This is a genomic window from Janthinobacterium sp. J1-1 (genome assembly GCF_030944405.1).
In the GTDB taxonomy this organism is placed as follows: domain Bacteria; phylum Pseudomonadota; class Gammaproteobacteria; order Burkholderiales; family Burkholderiaceae_D; genus Janthinobacterium.
Map to the genome: position 1 here is coordinate 5,399,103 of NZ_CP132339.1, position 25,534 is coordinate 5,424,636.

General features: G+C 62.5%; 19 protein-coding genes. 10 read left to right on the forward strand and 9 right to left on the reverse strand.

The genetic code is table 11. The features are described from left to right. Window positions 1-173: 173 nt before the first annotated feature. Window positions 174-2,843: a M1 family metallopeptidase gene (locus Q8L25_RS24740; RefSeq protein WP_308921922.1), complete on the forward strand. Its 2,670-nt coding sequence runs from the start codon at window positions 174-176 to the stop codon at window positions 2,841-2,843. A 507-nt stretch (window positions 2,844-3,350) separates the two neighbouring features. After that, window positions 3,351-4,067: a YceI family protein gene (locus Q8L25_RS24745; RefSeq protein WP_308921923.1), complete on the forward strand. Its 717-nt coding sequence runs from the start codon at window positions 3,351-3,353 to the stop codon at window positions 4,065-4,067. Here the strand turns inward: Q8L25_RS24745 and Q8L25_RS24750 are convergent. Then, window positions 4,030-4,659 carry a LysE family translocator gene (locus tag Q8L25_RS24750; RefSeq protein WP_308925798.1) on the reverse strand — a complete coding sequence of 210 codons (630 nt, stop codon included), beginning with the start codon at window positions 4,657-4,659 and terminating at the stop codon, window positions 4,030-4,032. The two genes, Q8L25_RS24745 and Q8L25_RS24750, sit on opposite strands and share 38 nt — an antisense overlap. A gap of 147 nt (window positions 4,660-4,806) precedes the next feature. Between Q8L25_RS24750 and Q8L25_RS24755 the strand changes: the two genes are divergently transcribed. After that, window positions 4,807-7,716, forward strand: a complete 2,910-nt coding sequence (locus Q8L25_RS24755) for a 7TM diverse intracellular signaling domain-containing protein (RefSeq protein WP_308921924.1) — start codon at window positions 4,807-4,809, stop codon at window positions 7,714-7,716. On the opposite strand, the gene Q8L25_RS24760 is transcribed toward Q8L25_RS24755, so the two are convergent. Together Q8L25_RS24760 and Q8L25_RS24765 are read right to left on the reverse strand one after the other, a co-directional pair. Next, the gene (locus Q8L25_RS24760; RefSeq protein WP_308921925.1) at window positions 7,708-8,601 is read right to left on the reverse strand and encodes an alpha/beta hydrolase; all 894 of its coding nucleotides are present in this window, start codon (window positions 8,599-8,601) and stop codon (window positions 7,708-7,710) included. The two genes, Q8L25_RS24755 and Q8L25_RS24760, sit on opposite strands and share 9 nt — an antisense overlap. Before the next feature lie 38 nt (window positions 8,602-8,639). Continuing rightward, window positions 8,640-11,780 (reverse strand): NAD(P)-binding protein, encoded by a 3,141-nt coding sequence (locus Q8L25_RS24765; RefSeq protein WP_308921926.1) that lies wholly within the window; start codon window positions 11,778-11,780, stop codon window positions 8,640-8,642. A 135-nt stretch (window positions 11,781-11,915) separates the two neighbouring features. Between Q8L25_RS24765 and Q8L25_RS24770 the strand changes: the two genes are divergently transcribed. The 5 genes from Q8L25_RS24770 (at window position 11,916) to Q8L25_RS24790 (ending at window position 15,139) form a co-directional block, all read left to right on the forward strand. After that, window positions 11,916-12,491 carry a phosphohydrolase gene (locus Q8L25_RS24770; protein ID WP_308921927.1) on the forward strand — a complete coding sequence of 192 codons (576 nt, stop codon included), beginning with the start codon at window positions 11,916-11,918 and terminating at the stop codon, window positions 12,489-12,491. 348 nt (window positions 12,492-12,839) lie between these two features. Then, window positions 12,840-13,430 (forward strand): response regulator, encoded by a 591-nt coding sequence (locus Q8L25_RS24775; protein ID WP_308921928.1) that lies wholly within the window; start codon window positions 12,840-12,842, stop codon window positions 13,428-13,430. A gap of 180 nt (window positions 13,431-13,610) precedes the next feature. After that, window positions 13,611-13,832: a hypothetical protein gene (locus tag Q8L25_RS24780; RefSeq protein ID WP_308921929.1), complete on the forward strand. Its 222-nt coding sequence runs from the start codon at window positions 13,611-13,613 to the stop codon at window positions 13,830-13,832. 123 nt (window positions 13,833-13,955) lie between these two features. Further along, the gene (locus Q8L25_RS24785; RefSeq protein WP_308921930.1) at window positions 13,956-14,558 is read left to right on the forward strand and encodes a chromate transporter; all 603 of its coding nucleotides are present in this window, start codon (window positions 13,956-13,958) and stop codon (window positions 14,556-14,558) included. Further along, window positions 14,555-15,139 (forward strand): chromate transporter, encoded by a 585-nt coding sequence (locus Q8L25_RS24790; protein ID WP_308921931.1) that lies wholly within the window; start codon window positions 14,555-14,557, stop codon window positions 15,137-15,139. Before Q8L25_RS24785 ends, Q8L25_RS24790 begins: the two co-directional genes overlap by 4 nt. A gap of 1 nt (window position 15,140) precedes the next feature. Here the strand turns inward: Q8L25_RS24790 and urtE are convergent, their stop codons facing one another. The 5 genes from urtE to urtA all read right to left on the reverse strand — a co-directional run bounded on the left by urtE (window position 15,141) and on the right by urtA (window position 20,752). After that, entirely contained in the window at window positions 15,141-15,839 is a 699-nt protein-coding gene (gene urtE / locus Q8L25_RS24795; RefSeq protein ID WP_308921932.1) for an urea ABC transporter ATP-binding subunit UrtE, read from the reverse strand. A gap of 1 nt (window position 15,840) precedes the next feature. Beyond that, window positions 15,841-16,677 (reverse strand): urea ABC transporter ATP-binding protein UrtD, encoded by an 837-nt coding sequence (gene urtD / locus Q8L25_RS24800; protein WP_374694199.1) that lies wholly within the window; start codon window positions 16,675-16,677, stop codon window positions 15,841-15,843. Continuing rightward, window positions 16,674-17,795, reverse strand: a complete 1,122-nt coding sequence (gene urtC / locus Q8L25_RS24805; RefSeq protein WP_308921933.1) for an urea ABC transporter permease subunit UrtC — start codon at window positions 17,793-17,795, stop codon at window positions 16,674-16,676. The genes urtD and urtC overlap by 4 nt, the downstream gene beginning before the upstream one ends. Continuing rightward, window positions 17,792-19,396, reverse strand: coding sequence for an urea ABC transporter permease subunit UrtB (gene urtB / locus Q8L25_RS24810; RefSeq protein ID WP_308921934.1), 1,605 nt, complete (start codon window positions 19,394-19,396; stop codon window positions 17,792-17,794). Before urtB ends, urtC begins: the two co-directional genes overlap by 4 nt. 102 nt (window positions 19,397-19,498) lie before the next feature. Further along, window positions 19,499-20,752, reverse strand: a complete 1,254-nt coding sequence (gene urtA / locus Q8L25_RS24815; RefSeq protein WP_308921935.1) for an urea ABC transporter substrate-binding protein — start codon at window positions 20,750-20,752, stop codon at window positions 19,499-19,501. Between the two features lie 328 nt (window positions 20,753-21,080). Here urtA and Q8L25_RS24820 point away from each other — a divergent pair, with 328 nt between their 5' ends. Beyond that, window positions 21,081-22,502: a DUF262 domain-containing protein gene (locus Q8L25_RS24820; RefSeq protein ID WP_308921936.1), complete on the forward strand. Its 1,422-nt coding sequence runs from the start codon at window positions 21,081-21,083 to the stop codon at window positions 22,500-22,502. Beyond that, window positions 22,495-24,282, forward strand: a complete 1,788-nt coding sequence (locus Q8L25_RS24825; protein ID WP_308921937.1) for a DUF262 domain-containing protein — start codon at window positions 22,495-22,497, stop codon at window positions 24,280-24,282. The genes Q8L25_RS24820 and Q8L25_RS24825 overlap by 8 nt, the downstream gene beginning before the upstream one ends. Here Q8L25_RS24825 and Q8L25_RS24830 read toward each other — a convergent pair. Further along, window positions 24,279-25,531, reverse strand: a protein-coding gene (locus Q8L25_RS24830) for an IS3 family transposase (RefSeq protein WP_100429696.1) whose coding sequence is annotated in 2 segments (ribosomal slippage) — window positions 24,279-25,252 and window positions 25,252-25,531 — 1,254 coding nt in all. Because the reading frame shifts where the segments join, the coding sequence is not laid out codon by codon here. The genes Q8L25_RS24825 and Q8L25_RS24830 overlap by 4 nt on opposite strands. Between the last annotated feature and the right edge of the window lie 3 nt (window positions 25,532-25,534).

Below are 25,534 nucleotides of genomic sequence, written 5' to 3' on the forward strand. Positions count from 1 at the left end.
TATCTTATCAGCCGCCGCAGGCGCCGGCGTTTGACTTTGCCCCGGTTTACAACTAGATTGCTGGACGGGAATGCTGGCCACGCCATGCCGACGCCAGCGCACCCACCCCTCTTCCATTGCGCCATCCGCTTACAAGGCCGGCTGGCGCCACACTCTTTATCAACAGGGTTTTCATGCACCGCAATCTTTCACGCAACCGTATCGCCGCCGCCGTCATCCTCGCGCTGGCGTCCTTGACCAGCCATGCCGCGCATGCAACGGCGCCTCAGGCGTCGGCCAGCCACGCCCTTTCCACCACCACGCAATTGCCGCGCGGCGTCACGCCCAGCCACTACGCGCTGTCACTGACGCCCGATGCGCAGGCGGCCACGTTTACGGCCAATGTGGTGATCACGGTGGACGTCGCCGCGCCGACCAACGCAGTTACCCTCAATGCGCTGGAACTGGCCTTTGTCGGTGCCACCGCCGAAGGCGCGGGCGGCACGCAGCAGGCCAGCAAGATCGATGTCGATGCGGCCACGCAGACGGCCACCCTGCATTTTGCCCAGCCGCTGGCCAAGGGCAAGCATACGCTGGCGATCAGCTACAGCGGCAAGATCGGCACCCAGGCCACCGGCCTGTTCTCGCTCGACTACGATATGCCGACCGGCCGCCAGCGCGCGCTGTACACGCAGTTTGAAAACTCGGACGCGCGCAGCGTGATCCCGTCGTGGGATGAACCCGACTACAAGGCCACCTTCGCGCTCGACGTGACGGTGCCAAGCACCCAGATGGCGGTCGGCAACATGCCCGTTGCCAGCAGCACGGACCTGGGCAATGGCAAGAAGCGCGTGACGTTTGCAGTCACGCCGCGCATGTCGACCTATCTGCTGTTCTTCGGCCTGGGCGACTTCGAGCGCGCCACGGCCATGGCCGACGGCACCGAAGTGGGCGTGATCACCAAGAAAGGCGCGCTGGCGCAAAGCCGCTTCGCGCTCGACGAGTCGGCCGCCCTGCTGCGCGAATACAACGATTATTTCGGCGTGCGCTACCCGCTGCCGAAGCTGGACAATATCGCCGCGCCGGGCCGCAGCCAGTTCTTCGGCGCCATGGAAAACTGGGGCGCCGTGTTCACCTTCGAATACAGCCTGTTGCTGGACCCGGCCATTTCCACCCAGTCGGACAAGGAAAACATCTACACCACCTTGTCGCACGAAATGGCGCACCAGTGGTTCGGCGACCTGGTCACCATGCGCTGGTGGGACGACCTGTGGCTGAACGAAGGCTTTGCCTCGTGGATGGAAAGCCGCACCACCGAACGCATGCACCCGGAATGGAATACGGCCTTGTCCAGCGTGCGCGTGCGCGAAGGCGCGATGAGCCGCGACGCGCTGGCCACCACGCACCCGGTGGTGCAGCGCATCGCCACCGTCGAACAGGCCAGCCAGGCCTTCGATACCATCACCTATCAAAAAGGCGAGTCGGTGATCCGCATGCTGGAAGCCTATGTGGGCGCCGACACCTGGCGCACGGCCGTGCGCAACTATATGCGCAAGCACGCCTACGGCAATACCGTGTCGAACGACCTGTGGCGCGAAGTCGACGCCGCCGCCGGCAAGCCGGTCAGCGCGATCGCGCACGATTTCACCCTGCAGCCTGGCGTGCCATTGATACGCGTGGGCGAGGCCGTCTGCAAGGCCGGCAATACCAGCGTCACCCTGACGCAAGGCGAATTTACCAAGGACCGCGAACAGAAAAAACCGCTGTCCTGGCGCGTGCCGGTGATCGCGCAAACCGTCGGCAATGCAAAACAGGCAAGAGTGCTGGTACAGAACGGCAAGGCGACATTGAGCGTGCCCGGCTGCGGCCCGCTGCTGGTGAACGCCGGCCAGAGCGGCTACTACCGCACTCTGTATGCGCCGAAACAGGCCGGTGCGCTGGCGGCAAGCTTTGCCCGGCTGCCCGCCATCGACCAGCTGGGCCTGCTGTCGGACAGCCAGTCGCTGGGCCTGGCCGGCCTGCAAAACCCGGCCGACTTCCTGGAGCTGGTGAAAGCCACGCCGTTGGCCGCCGACCCGCAAGTGTGGGGCAAGGTGGCCAGCGCCTTGAATGGCTTGCACGACCAATATGCGGGCGACCAGGCGCGCCAGCGCCGCTTCGATACCTGGGCCATCGCCCGTCTGGCCCCGGTGATGGCGCAGACCGGCTGGCAGGCGCGCGAAGGCGAGGCGGCCACGGTGGCCACCTTGCGCAGCCAGCTGATCGGCACCCTGAGCGACCTGGGCGACCCCGCCGTGATCGCCGAAGCCCGCCGCCGCCATGCCGTGCGCGTCAGCGACCCAGCCGCCATGCCGGCCGCGCTGCGCCGCACCATCCTGGGCGTGGTGGCCCAGCACGCCGACAGCGCCACCTGGGACCAGTTGCACGCCGAAGCGCAGGCCGAGAAAACGCCGCTGATCCGCAACCAGCTGTACGACCTGCTGGCCTCGAGCGACGACACGGCCCTGGCCCAGCGCGCCCTGGCGCTGGCGCTGACGGACGAACCGGGCCTCACCAACAGCCCGGCCATGATCAGCCGCGTGGCGCGTGCCCACCCGGACCTGGCGTTTGACTTTGCGCTGGCCCATATCGACCAGGTGAACCAGCGCATCGACGCCAGCTCGCGCAGCCGCTACTTCCCGCGCCTGGCCGCCGCTTCCGGCGAAGCAGCCATGCTGGGCAAGCTGGACGCCTACGCCAAGGCCCACCTGGCCGCCACCGCGCGCGGCGACGCCGACACCTCGATTGCCGATATCCAGTACCGCATCAAGGTGCGGGCGCAACGGCTGCCGGCGATCGACAAGTGGCTGGCTACGCAGAGTTAAACCCCAGTCATTCAAGGGTTAACAATCAGCAAAAAAAAACCGGCTTCGCACTAAGCGGCAGCCGGTTGAAACGCTTGTTCAGAGCGCAGGGATAAACAGGGGGCAGTGATTCAGGCAATACACCGCGGTACGGTACGTACAACATATTCGTGCCGGTCATTGAGGTGTCCGGCAACCTTGCGCCCGGTGATGTCCGTGCGCCATGTACGTACTATGCCAGTCCTGCCTTTGATCAGGCTTAGGACTTCATTAAGCCCGCCTGATTTTCCACCCCGTTATTATTTCCCTGCTGAATTGGTGCCGATGGTTGAGCTCACCGGCTAAGCTGTTGAGTCATATGGGCATCCTATCGCTCCCGGAGCGTAGTGATCTGCGCCACACATGCTGTGCCAACAAAAAGAGAATAACAGCGCGATATGACGCCAGTATGACGTGCGCCAACTGTGTGCTTTCTGTCCATGCCGCAATCGCTTACCATCAGCACATTATCTTTGCCTGGGAACCACCATGCGCCATCTTGGCCTGCCTTTATTAATGACCTGCTTGCTGCTGGCCGCCTGCACCCCGCTGGCCGTCACGCCACCGGTCCCCGCCAGCCCGGCGGCGGCCAGCGTGCCGCTGGCGCCGCCTGCCAGGGGGGAAAAGCTGTTGACCATCGATACCCAAGCCACCTTGCTGACGATTACCGTACGGCGCGGCGGCGCGCTGGCGCGGCTGGGGCACGATCATGTGGTGGCCAGCCGCACGGTCACGGGCTGGGTGGCGCCGGACTTGAAACAGGCCGACTTCCAGTTCCGGCTCGACGCCATGAGCGTCGATGAAAGCGCGCTGCGTACCAGGGCCGGGCTGGAAACCACGCCATCGGCCGAGGCGATTGCCGGCACGCGCCACAATATGCTGGTGCGCGTGCTGGATGCCGAACGCTATCCGGAGGTCAGGGTGCGGGCGACATTGCAGGCCAGCGGCAACGCCGTCGACGCCGCCATCACCCTGCACGGCGTGACGCGCCAGGTGGTGGTGCCCGTCACGCTGGCGCAGGCGCCCGATGGCAGCCGCTTGCGCGCCAGCGGCGCCCTGGTGCTGAAACAGAGCGACTTCGACATCGTGCCGTTCGCCATCCTCGGTGGCGCCATGGCGGTGCAGGACCCGATGGAGCTGGCTTTCGATATCACCGCCACTGCCCCGGCTAGCGCGCCAGGATCAGCCTCAGCCCCAGCGCAATGAAGATGGTGCCGGCCACGCGGTCCAGCCACAGGCCGGCGCGCGGGCGGCGGTTGAGCCACTTGCCGACGGCGCCAGAAAAGTAGCCGAGCAGGCCGAACAGCACGCAAGCCTGGGCCGTGAAGACCAGGCCAAGCTGCGCTGTTTGCCAGCTGGCATTGCCTTGTGAAGCCACCACGAATTGCGGCAGGAACGACAAAAAGAACAGCACGACTTTCGGATTGATACTGTTGGCGAACAATCCCTTGGCAAACAGGCGCCCCAGCGATTCGTCGGGCAAGGCTGCCGCGCCATCGACTTTGGCGCCGCCGCGGCTGCGAATAGCGCCGATGCCCAGCCACACCAGGTACAGGCCGCCGGCCACTTTCAGCACCGTAAACGCCGTCGGCGAGGCCGCCAGCAGGGCCGACACGCCTATGCTCGCCAGCAGAGTATGGGTGAGGCAGCCCAGCGCACAGCCCAGGCCGAAGGCCATGCCCTGGCGCCGTCCGCGCGACATGCCCACGCCCAGCACCATCAGGTTGTCGGGACCGGGACTGGCCGTGACCAGCATGGCGGCGGCCAGGAAGGCCATCAATTGTTCGGGACTGAGCATGATTTTCGGTTCGCAGGGAAAAACTGCCATGATACAGAAACTGTTGCGGCTGCATCAGCTTTAATGCCTTAAATGCAAGTACTTGCATCCGCCCTGTACTTGTCGATTAGAATGAGAGATCCCAGCCCAGGGCCACCATGCCTAACGATGCCAGCCCTTTCCTTCCCTTTCCACCGCCGTCTTTGCCTGACACGCCGCTGCCTGGTGGCGTGGCTGGCCGTGCTGATGCTGGTCTGCCTGGCCGGCGGCGCGCGCGCGCAAGGGCAGGCGGCAACGGCCAGCATCGCCTTGCCGTTGCAGGGCATTCATCACCTGGGCACGCAAGGAAAACTCTACAGCGCCAGCAATGACGCGGCGCCGCTGGACGCCAGCGCCCTGCCCGCCTGGCTGGCGCGCCAGCGGCCGGCGCTGGAGGTCGACCTGTTCGGCGGCGCCTACTGGCTGCATGCGCGCGTACGCAACGACTCCAGTCAGACAGCCTGGGTGATCGACCCGAACGACACCCTGATCGACACCGTCGACATTCACGTGTATGGCCCCGGCCAGGCAGGCGCGCCCGTCACCCTGCTGTCCGGCTACCAGCGGCCGCACGAATACTTGCTGCACTATGGCAAGAACATCAGCCTGGCGCCGGGCGCCACGTATGACATCCTGATTCACTTTTCCAGTCCCTATTACGCGCGTCCGCCGCTGTTTGCCGTCAAGACCCAGCTGGAATACCGCAAGCTGGTGGGCAGGGAAAACTTCCAGATCATCGCCTCGCTCGGCGCCCTGCTGGCGCTGGGCCTGTTCAATTTCTTCATTTTTTCCCTGACGCGCGAAAAAGCCTCGTTCTATTACGCGCTGTATGTGCTGACCTATGGCCTGGCGTGGGCCATCACCTTCCACGTGTTTTCCGACCTGTTCGACTGGCGCTGGCTGCAGTTCCATTACGTGCCGTTCTTCCTGCTGCCGTTACTGAGCACCCTGTTCTACACGCACTTCCTGCGCCTGCGCGAGCTGGCGCCCCGGCTCCACCGGTGGAGCAGCATCAACCTGGTGCTGCCGCTGCTGCTGATGCCCAGCTGCTTTTTTTATCCGCAGTATGCGCATGCGCTGGCCACCATCGCCATCACCATCTGGATGGTGCTGGCCCTGGTCTGCGGCATCGTCGTGTGGCGCGGCGGCTACCAGCCGGCGCGCTTTTTCGTGCTGGGCTTTGTCGCCCTGATGCTGCCAGGCTTCGTGATCCTGCCGGCCAACCTGGGCCTGATACCGGCCGTGGTCAGCAACGCGCAACTATTGACGCTGCTGGGCGGCACGCTCGACGGCCTGCTGCTGGCGTTTGCGCTGGCCGAACAGATCCGGCTGCTGCGCAACCACCTGGAACAGCGGGTGCAGGAACGCACGCAGGCCCTCACCCATAGCAATGAAGCGCTGCTGGCGGCCAAGACCCAGGCCGAGGTGGTCAGCCGCCACCGCATCGATTTTCTGTCGGCCATGAGCCACGATATCCGCACGCCGCTGGCCGGCGTGATCGGCATGCTGAAATTCGCCCTGCGCGACCAGACCGTGCGCGGGCGCACCCAGGAATACCTGCGCATCGGCCTGCACAACGGCGTATCCTTGCTGACGATATTGAACGACATCCTCGATTTTTCCAAGATCGACGCCGGCAAGCTGACCCTGGAAACGGTGGACTTCGACCTGCTGGCCCTGATCGGCGACGCGGCCGGCATCGTGCAGGGCCAGGCCGACGCCAAGAGCCTGCTGCTGCGGCGCGAACTGGCGCTGGACCTGCCGCGCTATGTGCGGGCCGACCCCACGCGCCTGCGCCAGATCCTGATCAACCTGCTGGGCAACGCCATCAAATTCACCGCCAACGGCGAAGTGCTGCTGGAAGTCCGCTGCAGCAGCACGCCGTCGCACCACAAGGATTGCCACCAGATCGATTTTGTCATCAGCGACACCGGCGCCGGCATCGACGCCGACACCCTGCCCCGCCTGTTCCAGAAATTCGAGCAGGCCGACCACTCCACCACGCGCCGCTACGGCGGCACGGGCCTGGGCCTGGCCATCTGCAAGCAGCTGGTCGAACTGATGAAGGGCAGCATCGGCGTGGAAAGCCGGGTCGGCATCGGCTCGCGCTTTCATTTCACCCTGCCCCTGCCCGCAGGCAGCGCGCCGCTGGCCGACGCACGCCACGTGCCGCGCAATGCGCGCCACGAGTGCCGCCTGCATATCCTGTGCGCGGAAGACGTGCGCACCAACCAGATCATTATCGGCACCCTGCTGGAAGGCATGGGCCACACCGTGACCATCGTCGAAAACGGCGAGGAAGTGCTGCGCGCGCTGGCCGGCAGCGCCTACGACGCGGTACTGATGGACGGGCGCATGCCGCTGATGGATGGCGAACAGGCGGCGCGCCTGATACGCGCCGGCGGCAACCAGGCTTTCCCGATTCCGGACCCGCAGATCCCCATTATCGCGCTGACGGCCAACGCCAGCGAACATGACCGCCAGCGCTACCTGAACGCCGGCATGGACGACTTCCTCAGCAAGCCTGTTGACGAAGCGCTGCTGTTCCAGAAGATCGACGCGCTGATCGACCTGCTGCTGGCGCGCGGCCATGCGCTGCCATCCACCGCGCCCCTGCCGCCGCCTCAAATGCACGAAGATGCGCTGGCACGCCAGTTTGGCCTGGGCAAACCCGTCCGCGAGGAAGCCAGCGCGCCGGCCGCGCTCGACCCGATGACGGCGCCCGTGCACATCCTGCCGCTGGCCGGCCTGTCGGAGCAGCATTTGCAGCGCATCGCGCAGGCGTTTCTTGGCGAGGCGCCGCGCCGCTTCGACCTGGCCCGCCACGCCGTACGCGACGGCAACGCCAGCGCGGTGGCGGCCGCCTTCCATGCGCTCAAAGGCAGCGCGGGCTACCTGAGCCGTCCCACACTGCACGCCCTGTGCCACCAGATGGAAACGCTGGCGTCGGAAGGCAAGCTCGACGAAGTGGAAGACCATCTGCCGCAGATCGAGGCCGCGCTGGAAGAGGCGCGGCGCGACCTGGGCGCGTCAATCTGAACGGGCCTTGAGCCAGGCCTGCAGCAGCAGCGGCCAGGCGGCCGGCTCGCTGCCGGGCTTGCCCATGCCCCATCCATGGCCGCCGCGCTGGAACACATGCAGTTCCGCCGGCACTTGTGCGCGGCGCAGGGCCGCGAACATCAGCAGGCTGTTGTCGACCGGAGCTATCGGATCATCCAGCGCCTGTGCCAGGAACACCGGCGGCGTGCGGCCATCGACTTGCAATTCCACCGACAGCGCATCGCGCGCACTGTGCGAGGGCGCCGCGCCCAGCAGGATTTTTTTCGCATGCGTGGTGTCGAACGGCGCCTGCATGGTCAACACGGGGTATAACAGCACGGCAAAGTCGGGCCGCGCCGACACCGCATCGACCTTGTCGATGGCGGTGGTGAGTGGCGCATCGGGCCGCACCGCCGTCATGCCGGCCAGATGCGCGCCGGCGGAAAAACCGAGGACGCCGATGCGCGCCGGATCGATCTGCCACTGCGCCGCGTGGAAGCGCAGCAGCCGCATGGCGCGCTGCGCATCCTGGAACGGCGCCTGCGTGCCGCCACCCTCCCGCGGCAGGCGGTAGACCAGTTCAAAGGCGGCAATGCCCTGCGCCTGCAGCCACGCTGCCGCCGGTCCGCTTTCCTTGCCCGCCTCGATATGCGCATAGCCGCCGCCGCTGATCACCAGCATGGCCATGCCAGTGCTCCGCGCCGGCAGGTGGGCGATCAGGTAGGGCTGCGCCACCTGCGTGATCGAGCCCTTGCCGCTCGCCTGCTGCGGCCCGCCAGCCGCGCCACCGGGCGGCGCGCCGGGCCACAGGGCGATCGCGCCGGGCGGCATGGCCAGCGCGTGCAGGCTGGCAAACACAAGACATAGACCAGGCAGGCGTTTCATGGGCGCTCCGAAAAACAGGATGCACCATGATAGCAAGTCTAAAAATCCGTCTCGCCCTTGATCACGGCCGGGTGCCCCGTCATGGCGCGCGAGGTCTGCATGCCGGCCATCACGGCCGCCTCGACGCAGCCGGCGTTCAAGCCGGTTTTGATCCAGTCGCCGGTCAGGAACAGATTGCCGAACCCCGAGCCGTCCGTGGCCAGCCGGTATTGGGTGCTGCCGACCACCGACATCACATAGCGCTCGGACGGGTCGACATTGGCGCGCCAGTACTGGCTGTCGAAACGCGCCGGCCCGCTGGCCTCTTTCGCATCGACCAGCCATTGCCAGGGAAATGCGCCGGCCGGCCCCGCTTCGGGCCACAGCGCGGCGATCTGGTTTTCCAGCTGATTGACGGCGCCCTGTTTCGCCTGCGCGGCGCAGCGGGCCGGAAACCCCGTATCGGTGACGGGCGGATAGCTGGCGACCGGAAACGCGCTGCAAAAGTACGAGACGTTTTTGGGTTCATGACCCGCCGGCCAGTCTTCGTGCGCCAGCAGCTGGTCCATCGGCGCCCAGGTATCGTAGGGTTCCGTAAACGCCGACAGCACCGGCTGCTGGCCACCCGGCTGCCTGGTCCAGCCCATCTGCGCCAGGTCCTTGTTCAGCCACACCTGGTAGGCTTGCGTGGCCACGGTTTTCACCTTGTCGACCGTCTGCGCCAGCGCGGGGCTGGCCGCCAGCAACTGCGGGCACAGGGCCGGCAGCGAGCCGATGGAAATACCGAACACCACCTTGTCGAAGTCGACGCCCTTCTTCAATACCGTGACGGGCAGCGGCTGGCCGAAGGCCTGCCGGTACTGCTGCGGCCAGTCGCTCCAGTACGATTCCAGGTTGATGCCGGCCTGTTGCAACAGCGCCGCCTGGGCCGGCTCGAACTGGGCGTAATCGGGCGCGCTGGGCCAGCAGGCCAGGCCTTTCACGTCGACCAGCGGCGCGTAGCCATCGGCCGGGTCGCGCAGCGCCACCTGTTCGGTAATGCGGATGCTGTCGATCTCGCCGGTTCCGTTACCAGGCACCAGTTCTTCCACCCGCTGGAAGAATTTGAACCGCACGCCGCGCTTTTTCAGCACTTCATACAGCGGCGTGAAAATGGTGTCGCCCATGCCGGCCTGCATCTTGAACATGATGCCGCCCTTGTAGGCCAGGCCGATGCGCGCCATCGAACGCAGCAAGGTGCCGGCCTCGATGTTCGGCTTCGAAAAATCGCCGCCTTCGTAGGCGAACACCAGGTCGTAAAAGCCGCGCACGGGAGCCGAATCGACGCTGAAACGCTCGTCGCCGCCATGCTTGCGCAGCCAGTCGCGGAAGTCGATATCGTTGATGACGTCAAACCCGTTCTTGAACACGCCGTCCTCGAAACAGCCCTTCAGCACCGTGATGCCCAGGTCCAGGCAGGTAAACAGCCGGCGCAATTCATCGTCGGCGTCGATCAGCGCCCGGTAGCGCAGCCGCAGCCAGGCGCGGATGCCGGCAAGCGTACCGGCCAGCAGCTGGTGGCGGGCCGCATCGTGGCGCGTGGAGTCGGGCGCCAGGTCGGCCACCAGCGCCACCAGCGCGCCTACCGACAGCCCCACGTCCAGCCCCAGCTCGTCGGCCTGCTCCACCACTTCATCGGCCAGCCGGCGCAGCCAGCCCGGCCACTTGCCTTCGCCACCCTGGCCCAGGTCGGCCGCGGCGCGAGCGATGCGCGCGTCGGCCTCGGCCACCTGCCGGATCTGGCGTATCCACTGCTCGATCCAGCCCACCATCGCCACCGCCATCTGCCACAGGGTGACGTCTTCGCCGCCCTCGCCCGGTTCGCCCGGCAAGGTGGGAAACACGATCGACCAGTTGCGCCATTCGCCGCGCACGTCTTCCGACAGCGCCACGTAATCCTGCTGTTTGAAGGCGTCGCGCCAGGTGGCCAGCGGCGCGCCGGGCGGGCGATCCAGGCTGGCATACGCCTCCTTGATCATCCTGAAGGCATTGGCATAGAAGCCGAACCAGATATGCAGGCCGTGTTCCTCGATGCGCTGGCCCAGTTGCGCATTGCGCCCGCTGGCGCCCTTGCCGCCCAGGCGCCAGCCCAGTTGGTAGACGGTGATCTCATGCTGGTTTTGCCAGCCCGGCTGGTCGCTCAGGTAATACGCCGCAGTCAGCGCGCCGACGCCGCCGCCGAGAATAGCGATTTTCTCGGGCGCGATGGCCGAGTTGTCGACCAGTTCCTCGCCCGGCATGGCGGTAAAGTCGAAATTGATATTGAAGGGCAGGATCGCCGATTGCGTGCCCAGCTTCAGTCCCAGGGTCTGGTCCAGCGGGAAGCTGTCGAAGGCGTGCAAGGTGCACTCGTATTCATGGCCGAGCAAACGGCCGCTGTGCAGGCGGTTGATTTCGGCCGGCGCCGCCACCAGCGCCTGGTAGACGGCTTTCACGCCCGCGCTGTCGGGGAACTGCTTGAGAAAAATCTGGTCGATGCGCGGATTGCGCAGCAGCGACAGGATATCCTGCCAGCCGGCCGCATCGAGGTCGAAAAAGTCGGGGATCGACAGGAAAATCTTGAAGGCCTGCTCGATCAGCTCCAGGAAGCTGTTGACGGGTTTGTGCAGCCCCGTCTGCACGGTGGCGTTCACTTCCAGCAGCGGGTGCAGCGCGATTTTCGTCTCGGGCGAAAAAGGGTGGAAGCCCTTGGCGGCCACCGAACAGCGCAGCGGCTCGCTGCCGGCTTCGGGGATCTCGTACTCGCACAGGTATTTCGGGTAGCCGAACAATTCGCGCCCGTTAATCAGGGCCATCGCGTCATCGACAAAGATATGGCAGGGATACCAGTAGATATGCGCCAGCTTGCCGTGCTGGTCCATCTCGCCGACCATGATCCAGGTGACGATATCGACTTCTGTGATCCAGCCCTTGGCCTGGTCGACCGGGTTGGCCGAATCGGCATGGTTGACCCTGGTAAAAGTGAGCATCACGTACGGCGACAGTGCCTTGAACGTCATGCGCTTGCCTGCCACCTGGTTCAGGCAGGCGTTGACGGTGGCCTGCAGCTTCGCCAGGTCGCCCTTGACGAAGTAGCCGTACATTTCGGACTGTTTCAGTTGCAGCGGCGAGTGCATCATCACCGAGCCGCCCTGGTAGATATAAGAAGGTCTTGCCATCATCGCCTTGCCCCCGCAGCTGAAGAAAAAATGTTGCATATAGTCTAGGTGAAAATGAAAGATTAACGATATGAAATTAATTGCCGGGCTCGCCAAGGCGAACCCACCCCGGCGCGCCGCGCGGTGTACGATGGCGGCATGCCACTCGCACCCGCCAACCAGACTATCGACATGCAAGCCGCTACCGTGACCACCGATTACGTTTCCACCTTTTCCGGCAACCGCTTCTATCCGCTGCGGCCGCATATCGACCGGGTCGCCATCGAGGACATCGCCCACGGCCTGGCCTACCAGTGCCGCTTCAATGGCCAGACGAAAACCTTTTATTCGATTGCCCAGCACAGCCTGATCGTCGCCGGCCTGGTGCCGCCGCCGCTGCGCCTGGCCGCCCTGCTGCATGACGCGGCCGAAGCCTACCTGGGCGACATGGTGAAGCCCTTGAAAGTGCTGATGCCGGAATTTGCCGCGCTGGAAGACCAGGTGACGGCGATTATCGCCGCCACCTACGGCATCGACTTTTCCGACTACGCGCCCATCAAGCGGGCCGACCTGATCGCGCTGGCCACGGAAAAGCGCGACCTGATGCCCCATTCCGCCGAGCGCTGGGCCTACCTTGACGGCATCGCCCCCTTGCCCGGTATAATTGTTGCCATGGATCCTGGCGAAGCGAAGCAATGCTTCCTGCAGCGTTTCCATGCATTGCGCGGCGCTTGAGGCCGCGGGCTGATTGCGTGCTGGCACGCTAAGCCCCGGTTTTTGCACGGCTTTTTCAGATATCCACAGCAACTGTGGATAAAGTTGTTGATAAACCCCTCTTGACAAGCCGCAACGCCAGTATTGATGCGGGTTTCAATAATTTGCTGAATTCGCAGGCAATTTTTTTCCTGAATATAATCAATGACTTGCAACACCACCCTTGCGCTGGCGCAGCAATGTTTTGTCCATGAGGAAAAATATTTTTTCTGTGCATAAGCGCGGGGCGTAAAACCGCCCTGCCCTTTGACAAAGCGCGCGCACTGGCCTAAGGTAGATGCGGCGCGCACGCTCAACGCTGGGAAATGCATGAATACCGATACTGTAAAAGCCGCCAACGCGGATGATGAACCCGACTGGCTGGTCGACGATCCGCAGCACGGCGATGACGAAGACGCCGCCCAGGCCATCGCGCAACCGTGGCGGGTGCTGATCGTCGATGATGACGTCGACGTCCACGTGGTCACCAAATTCGCTCTCAGCCAGGCCAGCTTCGAAGGCCGCAGGCTGAGCTTTCTGCACGCCTATACGGGCGAGGAAGCACTGACCTTGCTGCGCAGTACACAAGACATCGCGGTGGTGCTGCTCGACGTTATCATGGAAACCCAGGATGCTGGCCTGCACGTGGCGCGCCAGATCCGCGAAGACCTGCACAACAGTGCCGTGCGCATCATCCTGCGCACCGGCCAGCCGGGCCAGGCGCTCGAGCACCGCATCATCATCGACTACGACATCAACGATTTCTGGTGCAAGACCGATCTCACCACGCGCAAACTGTTTACCACCGTGATTTCCTCGCTGCGCACCTACGCCAGCCTGCGCGACGCCGAGCGGCAGGTCAGCGACCTGGCGGCGGCGCTCGAGCACTGCATCGAGCTGCCGCCTCACCCTGCACGCTGATGCCGGCACGTGTGACTTTTGCTCGGTAAACAACAGCACTGGATGGGCATACAGCACTTCCAGCCTGCCGCCTGGCCCTGGCTCCGGAACCAAAAAAAACACTGTATTTTGCCGAACAAGCGCTAAGTGGCGGATTGTTAAGCGCTTTTTCAGATATCCACACAGATTGTGGATATCTTTGTGGATAAGCGCCTCTTGACAGCCCTCAAAGCCACAGCCCGTGCGGCTTTCAATAAACTGCTCAATCAAGCAGCAAAAATAAAACCTAACAAAATCAAACAGTTACAAAACCATCTATCGACAGCCGAAAATAATTTCCAGGATTTCGCGATCTCATCATTTGTGCATAACTGCGCCGCAATGATCATTTCGGCAAGCCTGGTGCTACGCTTTCTGCAATAACATTTGCAATTTGCAAATAACTTGGCAAGGGTAGCCGAGGCGGACTGCGGCGGCGCCGCCGCTTGAATTCAGGTAGCGGCAAAAGCCATGGACAAGGGCGCGCAGGCGCGGTGATAATCTGACATGACCACCCCCTCCTTCGCCCCGCCCGCCGCCGACCCGCCCGAGGGCAGCCAGCCCCGGCCTGCCTCGCTGTCCGACCTGTTCTTCTCGTTTACCTGGCTGGCCCTGCAGGGCTTTGGCGGCGTGCTGGCCGTGATACAGCGCGAAATGGTCGAGCGCAAGCGCTGGCTGACGCAGGAACAGTTCCTGGAAGACTGGGCGGTGGCGCAGATCATGCCAGGCCCGAATGTGGTGAACCTGGCGCTGATGGTGGGCGGCCGCTATTTCGGCTTGCCCGGCGCCCTGGCGGCGCTGGCCGGCATGCTGGCCGTGCCGCTGCTGATCGTGCTGGTACTGGGCGTGCTGTACACGCGCTTCGGCACCGACCCGCAACTGGCAGGCGCCTTGCGTGGCATGGCGGCGGTGTCGGCCGGCATGATCGCCGCCACCGGCATCAAGCTGGCCGCCGCCCTGGCCAGGCACCCGCTGCCGCTATGGCTGAGCTTGAGCCTGGTGGCGCTGGGCGTGCTGGCCGTGGCCGTGCTGCGCCTGCCCCTGGTGTATGTGCTGCTGGTGCTGGGCGGCCTGGGCTGCACGCTAACCTGGCGCAGGCTGTCGCCATGAGCCCGCCCCTGCAACTGGTGCTGAGCACCTCCGACTGGCTCAGCCTGTTCGGCCACTACCTGATGCTGTCCCTGATGTCGGTCGGCGGCGCCATTTCCACCACCGCCGAAATGCACCGCTTCCTGGTAGAACAGCATGGCTGGCTGACGCAGGCGCAATTCAATGAATCGATCGCCATCGCCCAGGCCGCCCCCGGACCCAACGTGCTGTTTGTCGCCCTGATGGGCTGGAACGTGGGGATGAACGCCGGCAGCACGGCCGCCGCCTGCCTGGGCGTGCTGGTCACCATGGTGGGCATCATGCTGCCCAGCACCACCCTGACCTATATGGCTGCGCGCTGGGGCCACCGCAACCGCCACCTGCGCGGCGTGCGCGCCTTCAAGCAGGGCATGGCGCCCATCGTCGTCGCGCTCCTGATCTCCACCGGCATGATCCTCGGCGGCGCCAACCACAACGTCACCACCGACTGGCCGATCTGGAGTTTATCCATCGTGGCCGGCCTGATCATCTGGCGCACCAAAATACATCTGCTGTGGCTGCTGGCGACAGGCGCCGTGCTGGGCTGGTTTCAGCTGATCTGAATCACACGGCCAGATGCCGTTTCACATCCTCGCCATCCATCAAGTCCGCCCCACCGCTGGCCACCACGCTGCCGCGTGACAGCACGATGAACTGGTCGGCCAGTTCGCGTGCGAAATCGAAATACTGTTCGCACAGCACGATGGCGATATCGCCGCGCTGTTTCAGCAGCCGGATCACGCGGCCGATATCCTTGATCACGGACGGCTGGATACCCTCCGTCGGCTCATCGAAGATGATCAGTTCCGGGCTGGCCAGCAAGGCGCGCGCGATCGCCAGCTGCTGCTGCTGGCCGCCGGACAAATCGCCGCCGCGCCGCTGCAGCATTTCCTTCAGCACCGGAAACAGGTCATACACCATGTCGTCGATGCGCGAGGCCTGCCGGCCGCTTTTAACGGCCATGCCCATCAGCAGGTTTTCCTCGACCGTCAGGCGGGCGAAGATATCGCGCCCCTGCGGCACATAGGCGATGCCCAATTTTGCCCGCGCATGCGGCGACAACTTCGTGATGTCGCGGCCATTGAACACCACCTTGCCCTGCGCCACGGGCAGCACGCCCATCAGGCACTTGAGCAAGGTGGTCTTGCCGACGCCATTGCGGCCCAACAAGGCCAGGCATTCGCCTTTTTTTGCCGTCAGGGACACGCCGCGCAAGGTGTGCGAGGAGCCATAATATTGGTTCAGTTGCGTCACTTCCAGCATGTTATCTTCCCAGGTAGACTTCGATGACGCGTTCGTCGGCTTGCACTTCGTCCATGCGGCCCTGCGCCAGCACCGAGCCTTCATGCAGCACGGTCACGATGCCCTGCTGGGCGATTTCCGTGACAAAGCCCATGTCATGCTCGACCACCATGATGGAGTGCTTGCCGCGCAACTCGTTGAGCAATTCCGCCGTGCGCGCCGTTTCCGCGTCCGACATGCCGGCCACGGGTTCGTCGAGCAAGATCAATTGCGGCTCCTGCATCAGCAGCATGCCGATTTCCAGCCACTGCTTCTGGCCGTGCGACAGCAGCCCGGCCAGTCGCGCTTCCTGGCCGTGCAGGCGGATCAGGCGCAGGATGGCTTCGATCTTGCCTTCCTGCTCGGAGTTCAGGCGCGCAAACAGGGTCGGCGCCACTCGCTTGTTCATCTTCATCGCCAGTTCCAGGTTGTCGAACACCGTGTGCTGCTCGAACACGGTGGGGCGCTGGAACTTGCGGCCGATGCCGGCATGGGCGATCGCATATTCGGTCATGGTCGACAAGTCCATGGTCTGGCCGAACCAGGCCGTGCCGGAGGTGGGCCGCGTCTTGCCGGTGATCACGTCCATCATGGTGGTCTTGCCGGCGCCGTTAGGGCCGATAATGCAGCGCAACTCGCCGACCGAAATATCGAGGCTCAGCTTGTTGATGGCCTTGAAACCGTCGAACGACACCGTGATGTCTTCCAGGTACAAAATCGCGCCATGGGTGGTATCGAGACCCTCGCCTTTCACGCGCGCATACGACGAGCCGGAGCCCGCTTCCGAACCAGCCATGCCGGGAACCATGCGGATGCTCATGCGGCCTCCTCTGCCGCCACGGCGGCTTTCTTGCGTTTCAGTTTGGCCAGCACTCCGAGGATGCCCTGCTGCATGAACAAAGTGACGACGATAAACAGCAGGCCCAGCGCGAACAGCCACAGCTCGGGCAAGGCGGCCGTAAACCAGCTTTTCAGGCCATTGACGGTAAATGCGCCCAGGATCGGGCCGATCAGGGTGCCGCGCCCGCCGACCGCCACCCACACCACCATCTCGATGGAATTGGCGGGCGACATTTCGGACGGATTGATAATGCCCACCTGCGGCACGTAGAGTGCACCAGCGATGCCGCACAGCACGGCGGACAGGGTCCACACGAAGAGCTTGAACCACAGCGGGTTGTAACCCAAAAACATCAGCCGCGCCTCGCCGTCGCGCACGCCCTGCAGCACCCGCCCCAGTTTCGAGCTGACGATGGCGCGCGCGCCGATCAGCGCGGTGACCAGGAACGCCAGGGTCAGGAGAAACAGCACGGCCTTGGTGGCGGGCGCCGTCACGCTATGGCCGAGGATGGTCTTGAAGTCCGTAAAACCGTTGTTGCCGCCAAAGCCGGTATCGTTGCGGAAGAACAGCAGCATGAAGGCATACGTCATCGCTTGCGTGATGATGGAAAAATACACGCCCTTGATGCGCGAACGAAAGGCGAAATAACCGAACACGAACGCCAGCACGCCCGGTACAAGGACAACCAGCGCCATGCAGTACCAGAAATGTTCCGTAAACGCCCAGTACCAGGGATAGGTCTTCCAGTCGAGGAACACCATAAAGTCGGGCAAGGCGCTTTGATACTGGCCCTCGGCACCGATCGCGCGCATCAGATACATGCCATGCGCATACGCACCCAGCGCAAAGAATACGCCGTGGCCCAGCGACAATATGCCCGTGTAGCCCCATACCAGGTCCAGCGCCAGCGCGGCCAGCGCATAGCACATGAACTTGCCAACGAGACCCACGGTATAGGCCGACACATGCAGCGGATGGCCTTCGGCAAACAGCAGGTTAAAAATGGGCAGCAAGGCCGCCACGATGGTGAAGGCGGCAATCGCCGCCCAGACGGGCCGCGAAAACAGGCCCTGGTTGACACGAAGTGAGGTAATCATTCGACGCTGCGTCCCTTCATGGCAAACAGGCCCTGCGGCCGGCGCTGGATAAAGATGATGATGAACACCAGGATGGCGATCTTGGCCAGCACCGCGCCCGCCACCGGTTCCAGGAATTTGTTGACTTCGCCCAGGCCAATCGCCGCGATCACGGTGCCGGCCAGCTGGCCCACGCCACCCAGCACCACCACCATGAAGGAGTCGACGATATAGCTTTGGCCAAGGTCCGGCCCCACGTTGCCCAGCTGCGACAGCGCCACGCCACCCAGGCCCGCAATCCCGGAACCGAGGCCGAAGGTCAGCATGTCGACCTTGCCGGTGGCCACGCCCACGCAATCGGCCATGCGGCGGTTTTGCGTAACGGCGCGCACGAACAGGCCGAGCCGGGTTTTATTCAGGATCAGCCACACGGCCACCACCACCAGCATGGCGAACACGATGATGGCGATGCGGTTGTACGGCAGCACCAGGGAACCGAGCACGGTGACACCGCCCGACATCCAGGCCGGATTGGCCACTTCCACGTTCTGCGCGCCAAAGATGGTGCGGACAAGCTGCATCAAAATCAGGCTGATGCCCCAGGTGGCCAGCAGGGTTTCCAGCGGCCGGCCGTACAGCCAGCGGATCACCGTGCGTTCCAGCACCACGCCCACCGAACCGGCGACAAAAAACGCCGCCGGCAGCGCCGCCAGCAGATACCAGTCCTGCATGCCGGGCAAATACGCGCGGAAGAACAGCTGGCACAGATAGGTGGTGTAGGCGCCTATCATCAGCAGCTCGCCGTGCGCCATATTGATAATGCCCATCAAGCCAAAGGTGATGGCCAGGCCCAGCGCGGCCAGCAGCAGCACGCTGCCCAGCGACAGGCCATAGAAGATATTGCCGATGAATTCGGTGCGCTGCACCCGGCCCTTGATCTGGCCTATCGTATCAACGGCGGCGATGCGCACGGCTTCGTCCGGCTCGCCGGACTTGCCGTCCGCGCCCTTGTCTATCATTGCCTGCAGCGGCGCCAGCAGGCGCGCGTCGCTGCTGATGGCCAGGTCCTGCACCGCCTGCCTGCGCGTGGCCGCGTCCGGCGCATGCAGGTTGGCGCTGGCGATCAGCACCTGCAGCATCTGTTTGATTTCGCCATCGCTCTCCTGCGCCAGCGCCTTGCGGATCAGCGGGAGCTGCGCCGGGCTGACGGCTTTTTGCAATTCCTGGGCTGCGGCAAGGCGCGCGGCACGTTCCGGCGCCAGCAGTTTCAGGCCCGACAGGGCGCCCTCGACCACGCCGCGCAGGCGGTTGTTGACCATCACGCCGTCGATGCCGTCGGGCGTTGCTGCGGTCGTGCCGGTGGCCGGATCGTAGGCTTGCCCGCCATCGCCCTCGACGATCAGCACATCGCCGCCTGGCGTGGCATACAGGGTTTCGGCCTGCAAGGCCTGCAACACGCGGGCCGCCTCGGGCGTGGCCAGCGCGGCGATCTGGCCGACGGCCGCGATCCGGGCTTCGGAGTCGTCGCCGGCCAGCGGTTTCAATAGTGCGGGATCGATGGCGGCCTGGGCATACAACGGTAGCAGGCAGAGTAACAGCAAAATACGGCTAAGCAGACGCATGCGGGTAGACCTCTCATTTTTACTTCAGCCCAAGCGAAAATCCGGGGTCAGACGGGAACGCCGAGTTCCGTCGGGTCTGACCCCGGCCTTTCAACAGCTAACTTACAGTTTCTGCTTCGCCTCATTACCCTTGATAAACGGGCTCCATGGCTGGGCGCGGATCGGCTCCTTGGTTTTCCACACCACATTGAACTGGCCGTCGGCCTTGATCTCGCCGATCATCACCGGCTTGTGCAGGTGGTGGTTGGTGGCATCCATGGTCAGGGTGAAGCCGGACGGCGCCTTGAAGGTCTGGCCACCCATGGCGGCGATCACCTTGTCGGTATCGGTCGACTTGGCCTTTTCCACGGCCTGCGCCCACATGTGGATGCCGACATAGGTCGCTTCCATCGGATCGTTGGTGACCACCGAACCGGCGTTCGGCAGCTTCTGTTTCACCGCATAGGCTTTCCACTTCTTGATGAAGTCGGTATTCACCGGGTTCTTGACGGACTCGAAATAATTCCATGCCGCCAGGTGGCCCAGCAAAGGCTTGGTGTCGATGCCGCGCAGCTCTTCCTCGCCGACCGAGAACGCCACCACCGGCACATCGGTCGCTTTCAGGCCCGCATTGCCCAGTTCCTTGTAGAACGGCACGTTCGAATCACCATTGATGGTCGAGATAACGGCCGTCTTGCCGCCGGCCGAGAACTTCTTGATATTGGCAACGATGGTCTGGTAGTCGGCATGGCCGAACGGCGTGTAGACCTCGCTGATATCGCTGTCCTTGACGCCCTTGCTTTTCAGGAAGGCGCGCAGGATCTTGTTGGTGGTGCGCGGATACACATAATCGGTACCCAGCAGCACGAAGCGTTTCGCTCCGCCGCCATCGGCGCTCATCAGGTATTCGACGGCGGGAATCGCCTGCTGGTTTGGCGCGGCGCCCGTGTAGAACACATTCTTTTCCAGTTCCTCGCCCTCGTACTGCACCGGGTAGAACAGCAGGCTGTTGAGTTCCTTGAAGACCGGCAGCACGGACTTGCGCGACACCGAGGTCCAGCAGCCGAACACCACCGACACCTTGTCCTGCGCCACCAGCTGGCGCGCTTTTTCCGCGAACAGCGGCCAGTTCGAGGCCGGGTCGACCACCACCGGTTCCAGCTTCTTGCCCAGCACGCCACCCTTGGCATTGATCTCGGCGATCGTCATCAGCGCCACGTCTTTCAGCGACGTTTCGGAAATGGCCATGGTGCCGGACAGGGAATGCAGTATCCCTACCTTGATGGTGTCGGCGGCAAAGGCCGACTGCGTGTAGGCCGAGGCAACCATGGCCAATGCGCCTGCTGCTGCCGCTTTCAAGATGATGCGTCGTGACATGTGGACTCCTGAGTGTGGATGGATAGTCGAGAGGGGCATACGAATGTTGTTAAAGCAGAATGCATGCCAGCGTGATGCACCAGTAAGTGAGCTTGAGATGCCACGCTTTGGTGCGGCGGTGATTTTGTTGCACGAAAAAAAACAGGACTGCACAAGCGCTGTGCGAAGGTGGCCGTTGCATGCAGCAAATGGCAGGGCATGTAAAAGGGAAAGTGGCGACGATGGGCTGTTGCCATTAAGAAATTGCAATACAATATAGCTTTTAATGAAACTCAGGCCGTACCCCTCTTATCGTGAATGATGAAAGGGTGTTCCTGGCGACATGCGCATGCAACCCGTCTTCGATAAAGCAATACTGTCAGTCCAACGCCTGCTGAGTCTTGAGTCGCTCGAAATTCCCGGCTACCAGCGTCCCTACAAGTGGACATTGAAAAACATCAGCGAGCTCTTCGCTGACATCGACAGCCACCGCGACAAATCCGCTTACCGCCTGGGATCGGTGGTATTCAACCTGCGTGTGGACGGTGCGATCCACCGGCTCGATATTGTCGATGGCCAGCAGCGCACGCTGACGCTCATGCTGGCCATCAAGGCCATCATCAAGGACAGGCTTGACAGCCTGAAGCGGCAGGATCTGCAACGAACCCTCGACGAACTCCGGCCCAAGGTCAACGCCTTCCTGCAGCGCCAGAAATTTTCCAGCCTGATTTCCCAAAGCAATCTGCGGCGTAATTTCCAGGAGCTGCGGCGCCTGGTCGGTCGCCACGAGTTCACCGAAGAGCATATCGACTTTCTGCTTCACCGCTGCCAGGTCGTCACCTTCGTCCTCGAGGATGTCTCGGAGGCGTTCCAGTTCTTCGACTCCCAGAATGCACGCGGGCGCGACCTGGCCCCCCATGACCTGCTCAAGGCCTATCATTTGCGCGAGTTTCCGGAACATGAAGCGTTACTCAAGGCAGAGGCAGTGGCGCACTGGGAAAGTCTGAAGAGCAAGAGCCTTGCCCATCTGTTTGCCACTTATCTGTACCGGGTACGGCAATGGGCAGAGGGCAAATCGGCGCGTTACTTCGGCAAGGACGATGTCGATCTTTTCAAGGGTGTCAGCCTGCATCGCAACAACCTACCTCCGTATGCCAGGTCGCTGCAAATCGCCCACCATTTCACCGATGATTACAACCGCCAGTATGTGCGCCAGATTGATGGCCAAAAAATGGCGTTTCCCTTTCAGCTGGACCAGATGATCATCAACGGGCGCCGCTTCTTTGAAATGGCCGAGCACTACCAGCGCCTGGTATCGGCCATCCTCCAGGAAGGCCATGCCGCCGGCGAGAGGCACATCCTGGGTGAAAAGTTGAGCGCACAGGCGAGCGAGATCATCAACACACTCGACACCTACAAGCGGCGCCATCGCACCGGTGACCAGTATGTGCGCTCGATGTTTGATTGCGCTCTTATCTTCTATATCGACAAGTTTGGCATCGAGGGCATCTCGGCTGCCATCGAAAAGTGCTTTATCTGGGCCTACCGCTGTCGTATCCGCCAGCAGAATGTACAGCTCGCCACAATGGACAACTACATGCTGGAGCACAACCTGATCCGGATTATCCGTGATGCCCGGCACCCGCGCGACCTGCTGGCCATGCCCTTGCACACGCTCAACGCCTCGCAAAACAAAAATAATCCAAACCCCGGCAACGGTAGCGAAGACGAGCTGATCACCCTCTTCAGGAAGATGAAATACTATGAATGACCAGCCTGTTCGTCCCTTCCGCATCAAGGAACTTCTCGGCGGCGAGGAGCGTTATGTGGTGCCCATGTATCAGCGCAATTATGCCTGGGGCGAGGCCGAGATCACGCAACTGCTGCAAGATATACACGATTACCAGCAAAAATCAATCGGCAAGGAAACACCGCAGACCTACCATATCGGTACCCTGGTGGTGTTCTCGCGCAAGGATGGCCGCCATGAGGTCATCGATGGCCAACAGCGTTTTACCACTTTTTCCCTGCTGGCAAGCTGGCTGCGAAATCGCGCCGCTACCATCGTCGACATGAGCTGGTATGAACGCATCAATCTTGAATTCGAAAGCCGTCCCATATCGGGCAAGACGTTCGAGGCCCTGCGGAGAGGAGATGCACCGTACCTGTTGCGTGGCGACACCTTCAACGAAGGACTGGTAGATGGCTACGAACTGATCGGCAAGGCGCTCGACAGCCTCGAACTGCGCGATGAACGCCTGGCAACCTTTTGCCACTACCTGTTCGAGCATGTCCAGATCAGCCGGATCGGAGTGCCGGCGGATACCGATCTCAACCACTTTTTCGAGGTGATGAACAACCGCGGCGAGCAATTGGAAAAGCACGAGCTGGTGAAAGCCCGTTTGATGGCTGCATTGCAAAAAATTGACGATAAAACCGTGCGTGCCAAAAGCCTGAATGCCATGGCGCTCGTCTGGAATGCCTGTGCAAACATGGAGCGCTACCTGCAATATGGCTTCACTCCCGCTGTACGCCATGTCCTTTTTGGGCAGGACGACTGGGGGCGTTTGATACCCGAGAGTTTTCAGGAATTGCTTGATCTGCTCGATTCGTGCCCGCAAAAGCAGGGCAAGGAACAGGCGTCTGATGAAACGCATGCCAATTTCACCGACATCCAGCGCTCCCTGTCCGACATTCTGGAAGACGCGACGCTCGATGCCAGGCCGAAACAACTTGACGATGCCGCAGGATCCGAGCGTTTCAACAGCGTGATCAATTTTTCAAATTTCCTGCTGCAGGTATTGAGTCTGAGTGTCCATCAGCCTGGCGCAAGGGAAGGCGTACCACTGGACGACAAGCAACTGGTCGCCCAATTCGAACTGCACGTGCTGCAACAGAAAGACCCGATCGCCGCGACGCAGGCCTTTGCCCATGCACTTCTGAAAAGCAAATTCCTGTTTGATCAATGCATACTCAAGCGGGAGTTCGCCCAAGGCAGCGATGGCTGGAGTCTGAAACGGCTACACTTTTACTCTGACAAGAGCGTCAGCTACATCAACAGCTTCGACGATGGCGAGAGTGAGCATGAGGGAGTCAATCGACAAATCCTGATGCTGCTGTCTGCCTTCCATGTCTCCACACCGACCCAAGTCTACAAGTACTGGCTGAACGGCGCCCTGCGCTATCTGTTCCTGGCTCAAAAGAAGGAGAGTCCGATACGCGCCAGGGCTTACCTTGAGCATCTGGAGCAGCTTGCACGGCGGTTCGTCTTCCTGCGCTTCCTGGCCAAGGGAGAGGGGCAATCTTATTACAGCATGATCTACGGCGAGGCGAGCAATTGGCCAGGGTTCGGGCACGGCGACCTGTCGCCCATGCTGCGTTATGGCACCATCAGGAATAACTTTGTCTTCAACTTTGTCGACTACCTGCTCTGGCGCCGGGACCTTGGAAAAAACGAGATCACCAAGCGCTTCGAATTCACTTTCCGCAGTTCCGTCGAGCACCTTTCTAAAGTGGATCCATCAGTCAAGACACTTTCCCGACTAATTTAAGCTGTGCCCGTTTCCACTGCTCCAGCTGCTCGGCGCTGACCCGTATTGCTCTCTTCCTGTGACTTCTTCTTGTCGTCACCAAACCGGTCGACGATCAGCGCACCGCCGCCAACCCCGTCGCGGTAGACTTGGTCGGGCGTCTGGTAGCTCAGCGATTGGTGCGGCCGCTCAGCGTTATAGAACGCGAAATACTGCGCCAGGCCCACCGTCAATTCCGCCATATTGGCGTATCCTTTCAGATACACATCCTCGTACTTCACGTTGCGCCACAGCCGCTCGACGAAGATGTTGTCCAGCGCCCGACCGCGCCCGTCCATGCTGATGGCGACGCCTTCGCGCTTGAGCACGTCGGTGAAGGCCGTGCTGGTGAACTGCGAACCCTGATCGCTGTTGAACAACTCCGGCTTGCCATGCTGGCGCAAGGCGTCCTCCAGGCAGTCCACGCAGAACGACGCGTCCATGCTGTTGCTGAGGCGCCAGGACAGCAACTTGCGGCTGTACCAGTCGATGATCGCCACCAAATACGCGAAGCCCCGCGCCAACCGGATGTAGGTGATATCGGTCGACCATACGTGATTAGGACGCGTCACGGGCACACCGCGCAACAGGTACGGATAGACCTTGTGCTGCGGATGCGCTCGGCTCGTATTCGGCCCCGGCGCCATGCCCGCCAGCCCCATGCCGCGCATCAGACGCTGCACGCGCTTGCGGTTGACTACATGGCCCGTCGCGCGCAGGAACACGACCATGCGCCTGCTGCCATAAAAAGGCCGACTGGTGTATTCCTCGTCAATCAGCGCGCTCAGCTTCAGGTCGCTCTCGTCCTCGCATGCCTGCCGGGATGCCGCGTCGATCCGGCGGTACACCGTCGCGCGCGGCACGCTTGCCAGCTCGCATTGGCGCGTCAGCGGCAGCTTCTCGTGCCCGGCTTCGATCCAGCCCAAGCGCGCCTCCTGGCTCACGGCCCCAGCTTTTTTTTAAGCCAGTCCACTTCCATCTTCAGCCGACCGATCTCGCCGTATAGTTTGTCCTCGGGACTGCTTTCATCGATCGGCTTGGGGCCGCGCTTGGTGTCGAACAGCGCGCCGGCGTTCTCCAGGATTTCCTTTTTCCACTGGCCCACCAGCACCGGATGCACGCCGAACTCTTGCGCGATCTCCGTCACCGTCTTGACGCCGCGAACGGCCTCCAGACCGACCTTGGCCTTAAACTCGGCCGTGTGTACCCGACGTTTTTTACCTTCACTCATTTG

Excerpts from the sequence above, each read along its gene's own strand:
- Q8L25_RS24775 (WP_308921928.1), top strand. The coding sequence starts at position 12,840 with ATGAATACCGATACTGTAAAAGCCGCCAACGCGGATGATGAACCCGAC.
- Q8L25_RS24790 (WP_308921931.1), top strand. The coding sequence starts at position 14,555 with ATGAGCCCGCCCCTGCAACTGGTGCTGAGCACCTCCGACTGGCTCAGC.
- Q8L25_RS24755 (WP_308921924.1), top strand. The coding sequence starts at position 4,807 with ATGCCAGCCCTTTCCTTCCCTTTCCACCGCCGTCTTTGCCTGACACGC.
- Q8L25_RS24770 (WP_308921927.1), top strand. The coding sequence starts at position 11,916 with ATGCCACTCGCACCCGCCAACCAGACTATCGACATGCAAGCCGCTACC.
- Q8L25_RS24785 (WP_308921930.1), top strand. The coding sequence starts at position 13,956 with ATGACCACCCCCTCCTTCGCCCCGCCCGCCGCCGACCCGCCCGAGGGC.
- urtE (WP_308921932.1), bottom strand. The coding sequence starts at position 15,839 with ATGCTGGAAGTGACGCAACTGAACCAATATTATGGCTCCTCGCACACC.
- Q8L25_RS24760 (WP_308921925.1), bottom strand. The coding sequence starts at position 8,601 with ATGAAACGCCTGCCTGGTCTATGTCTTGTGTTTGCCAGCCTGCACGCG.
- Q8L25_RS24740 (WP_308921922.1), top strand. The coding sequence starts at position 174 with ATGCACCGCAATCTTTCACGCAACCGTATCGCCGCCGCCGTCATCCTC.
- Q8L25_RS24820 (WP_308921936.1), top strand. The coding sequence starts at position 21,081 with ATGCAACCCGTCTTCGATAAAGCAATACTGTCAGTCCAACGCCTGCTG.
- Q8L25_RS24750 (WP_308925798.1), bottom strand. The coding sequence starts at position 4,659 with ATGCTCAGTCCCGAACAATTGATGGCCTTCCTGGCCGCCGCCATGCTG.
- urtD (WP_374694199.1), bottom strand. The coding sequence starts at position 16,677 with ATGAGCATCCGCATGGTTCCCGGCATGGCTGGTTCGGAAGCGGGCTCC.
- urtA (WP_308921935.1), bottom strand. The coding sequence starts at position 20,752 with ATGTCACGACGCATCATCTTGAAAGCGGCAGCAGCAGGCGCATTGGCC.
- Q8L25_RS24825 (WP_308921937.1), top strand. The coding sequence starts at position 22,495 with ATGAATGACCAGCCTGTTCGTCCCTTCCGCATCAAGGAACTTCTCGGC.
- urtC (WP_308921933.1), bottom strand. The coding sequence starts at position 17,795 with ATGATTACCTCACTTCGTGTCAACCAGGGCCTGTTTTCGCGGCCCGTC.
- Q8L25_RS24765 (WP_308921926.1), bottom strand. The coding sequence starts at position 11,780 with ATGATGGCAAGACCTTCTTATATCTACCAGGGCGGCTCGGTGATGATG.
- urtB (WP_308921934.1), bottom strand. The coding sequence starts at position 19,396 with ATGCGTCTGCTTAGCCGTATTTTGCTGTTACTCTGCCTGCTACCGTTG.
- Q8L25_RS24745 (WP_308921923.1), top strand. The coding sequence starts at position 3,351 with ATGCGCCATCTTGGCCTGCCTTTATTAATGACCTGCTTGCTGCTGGCC.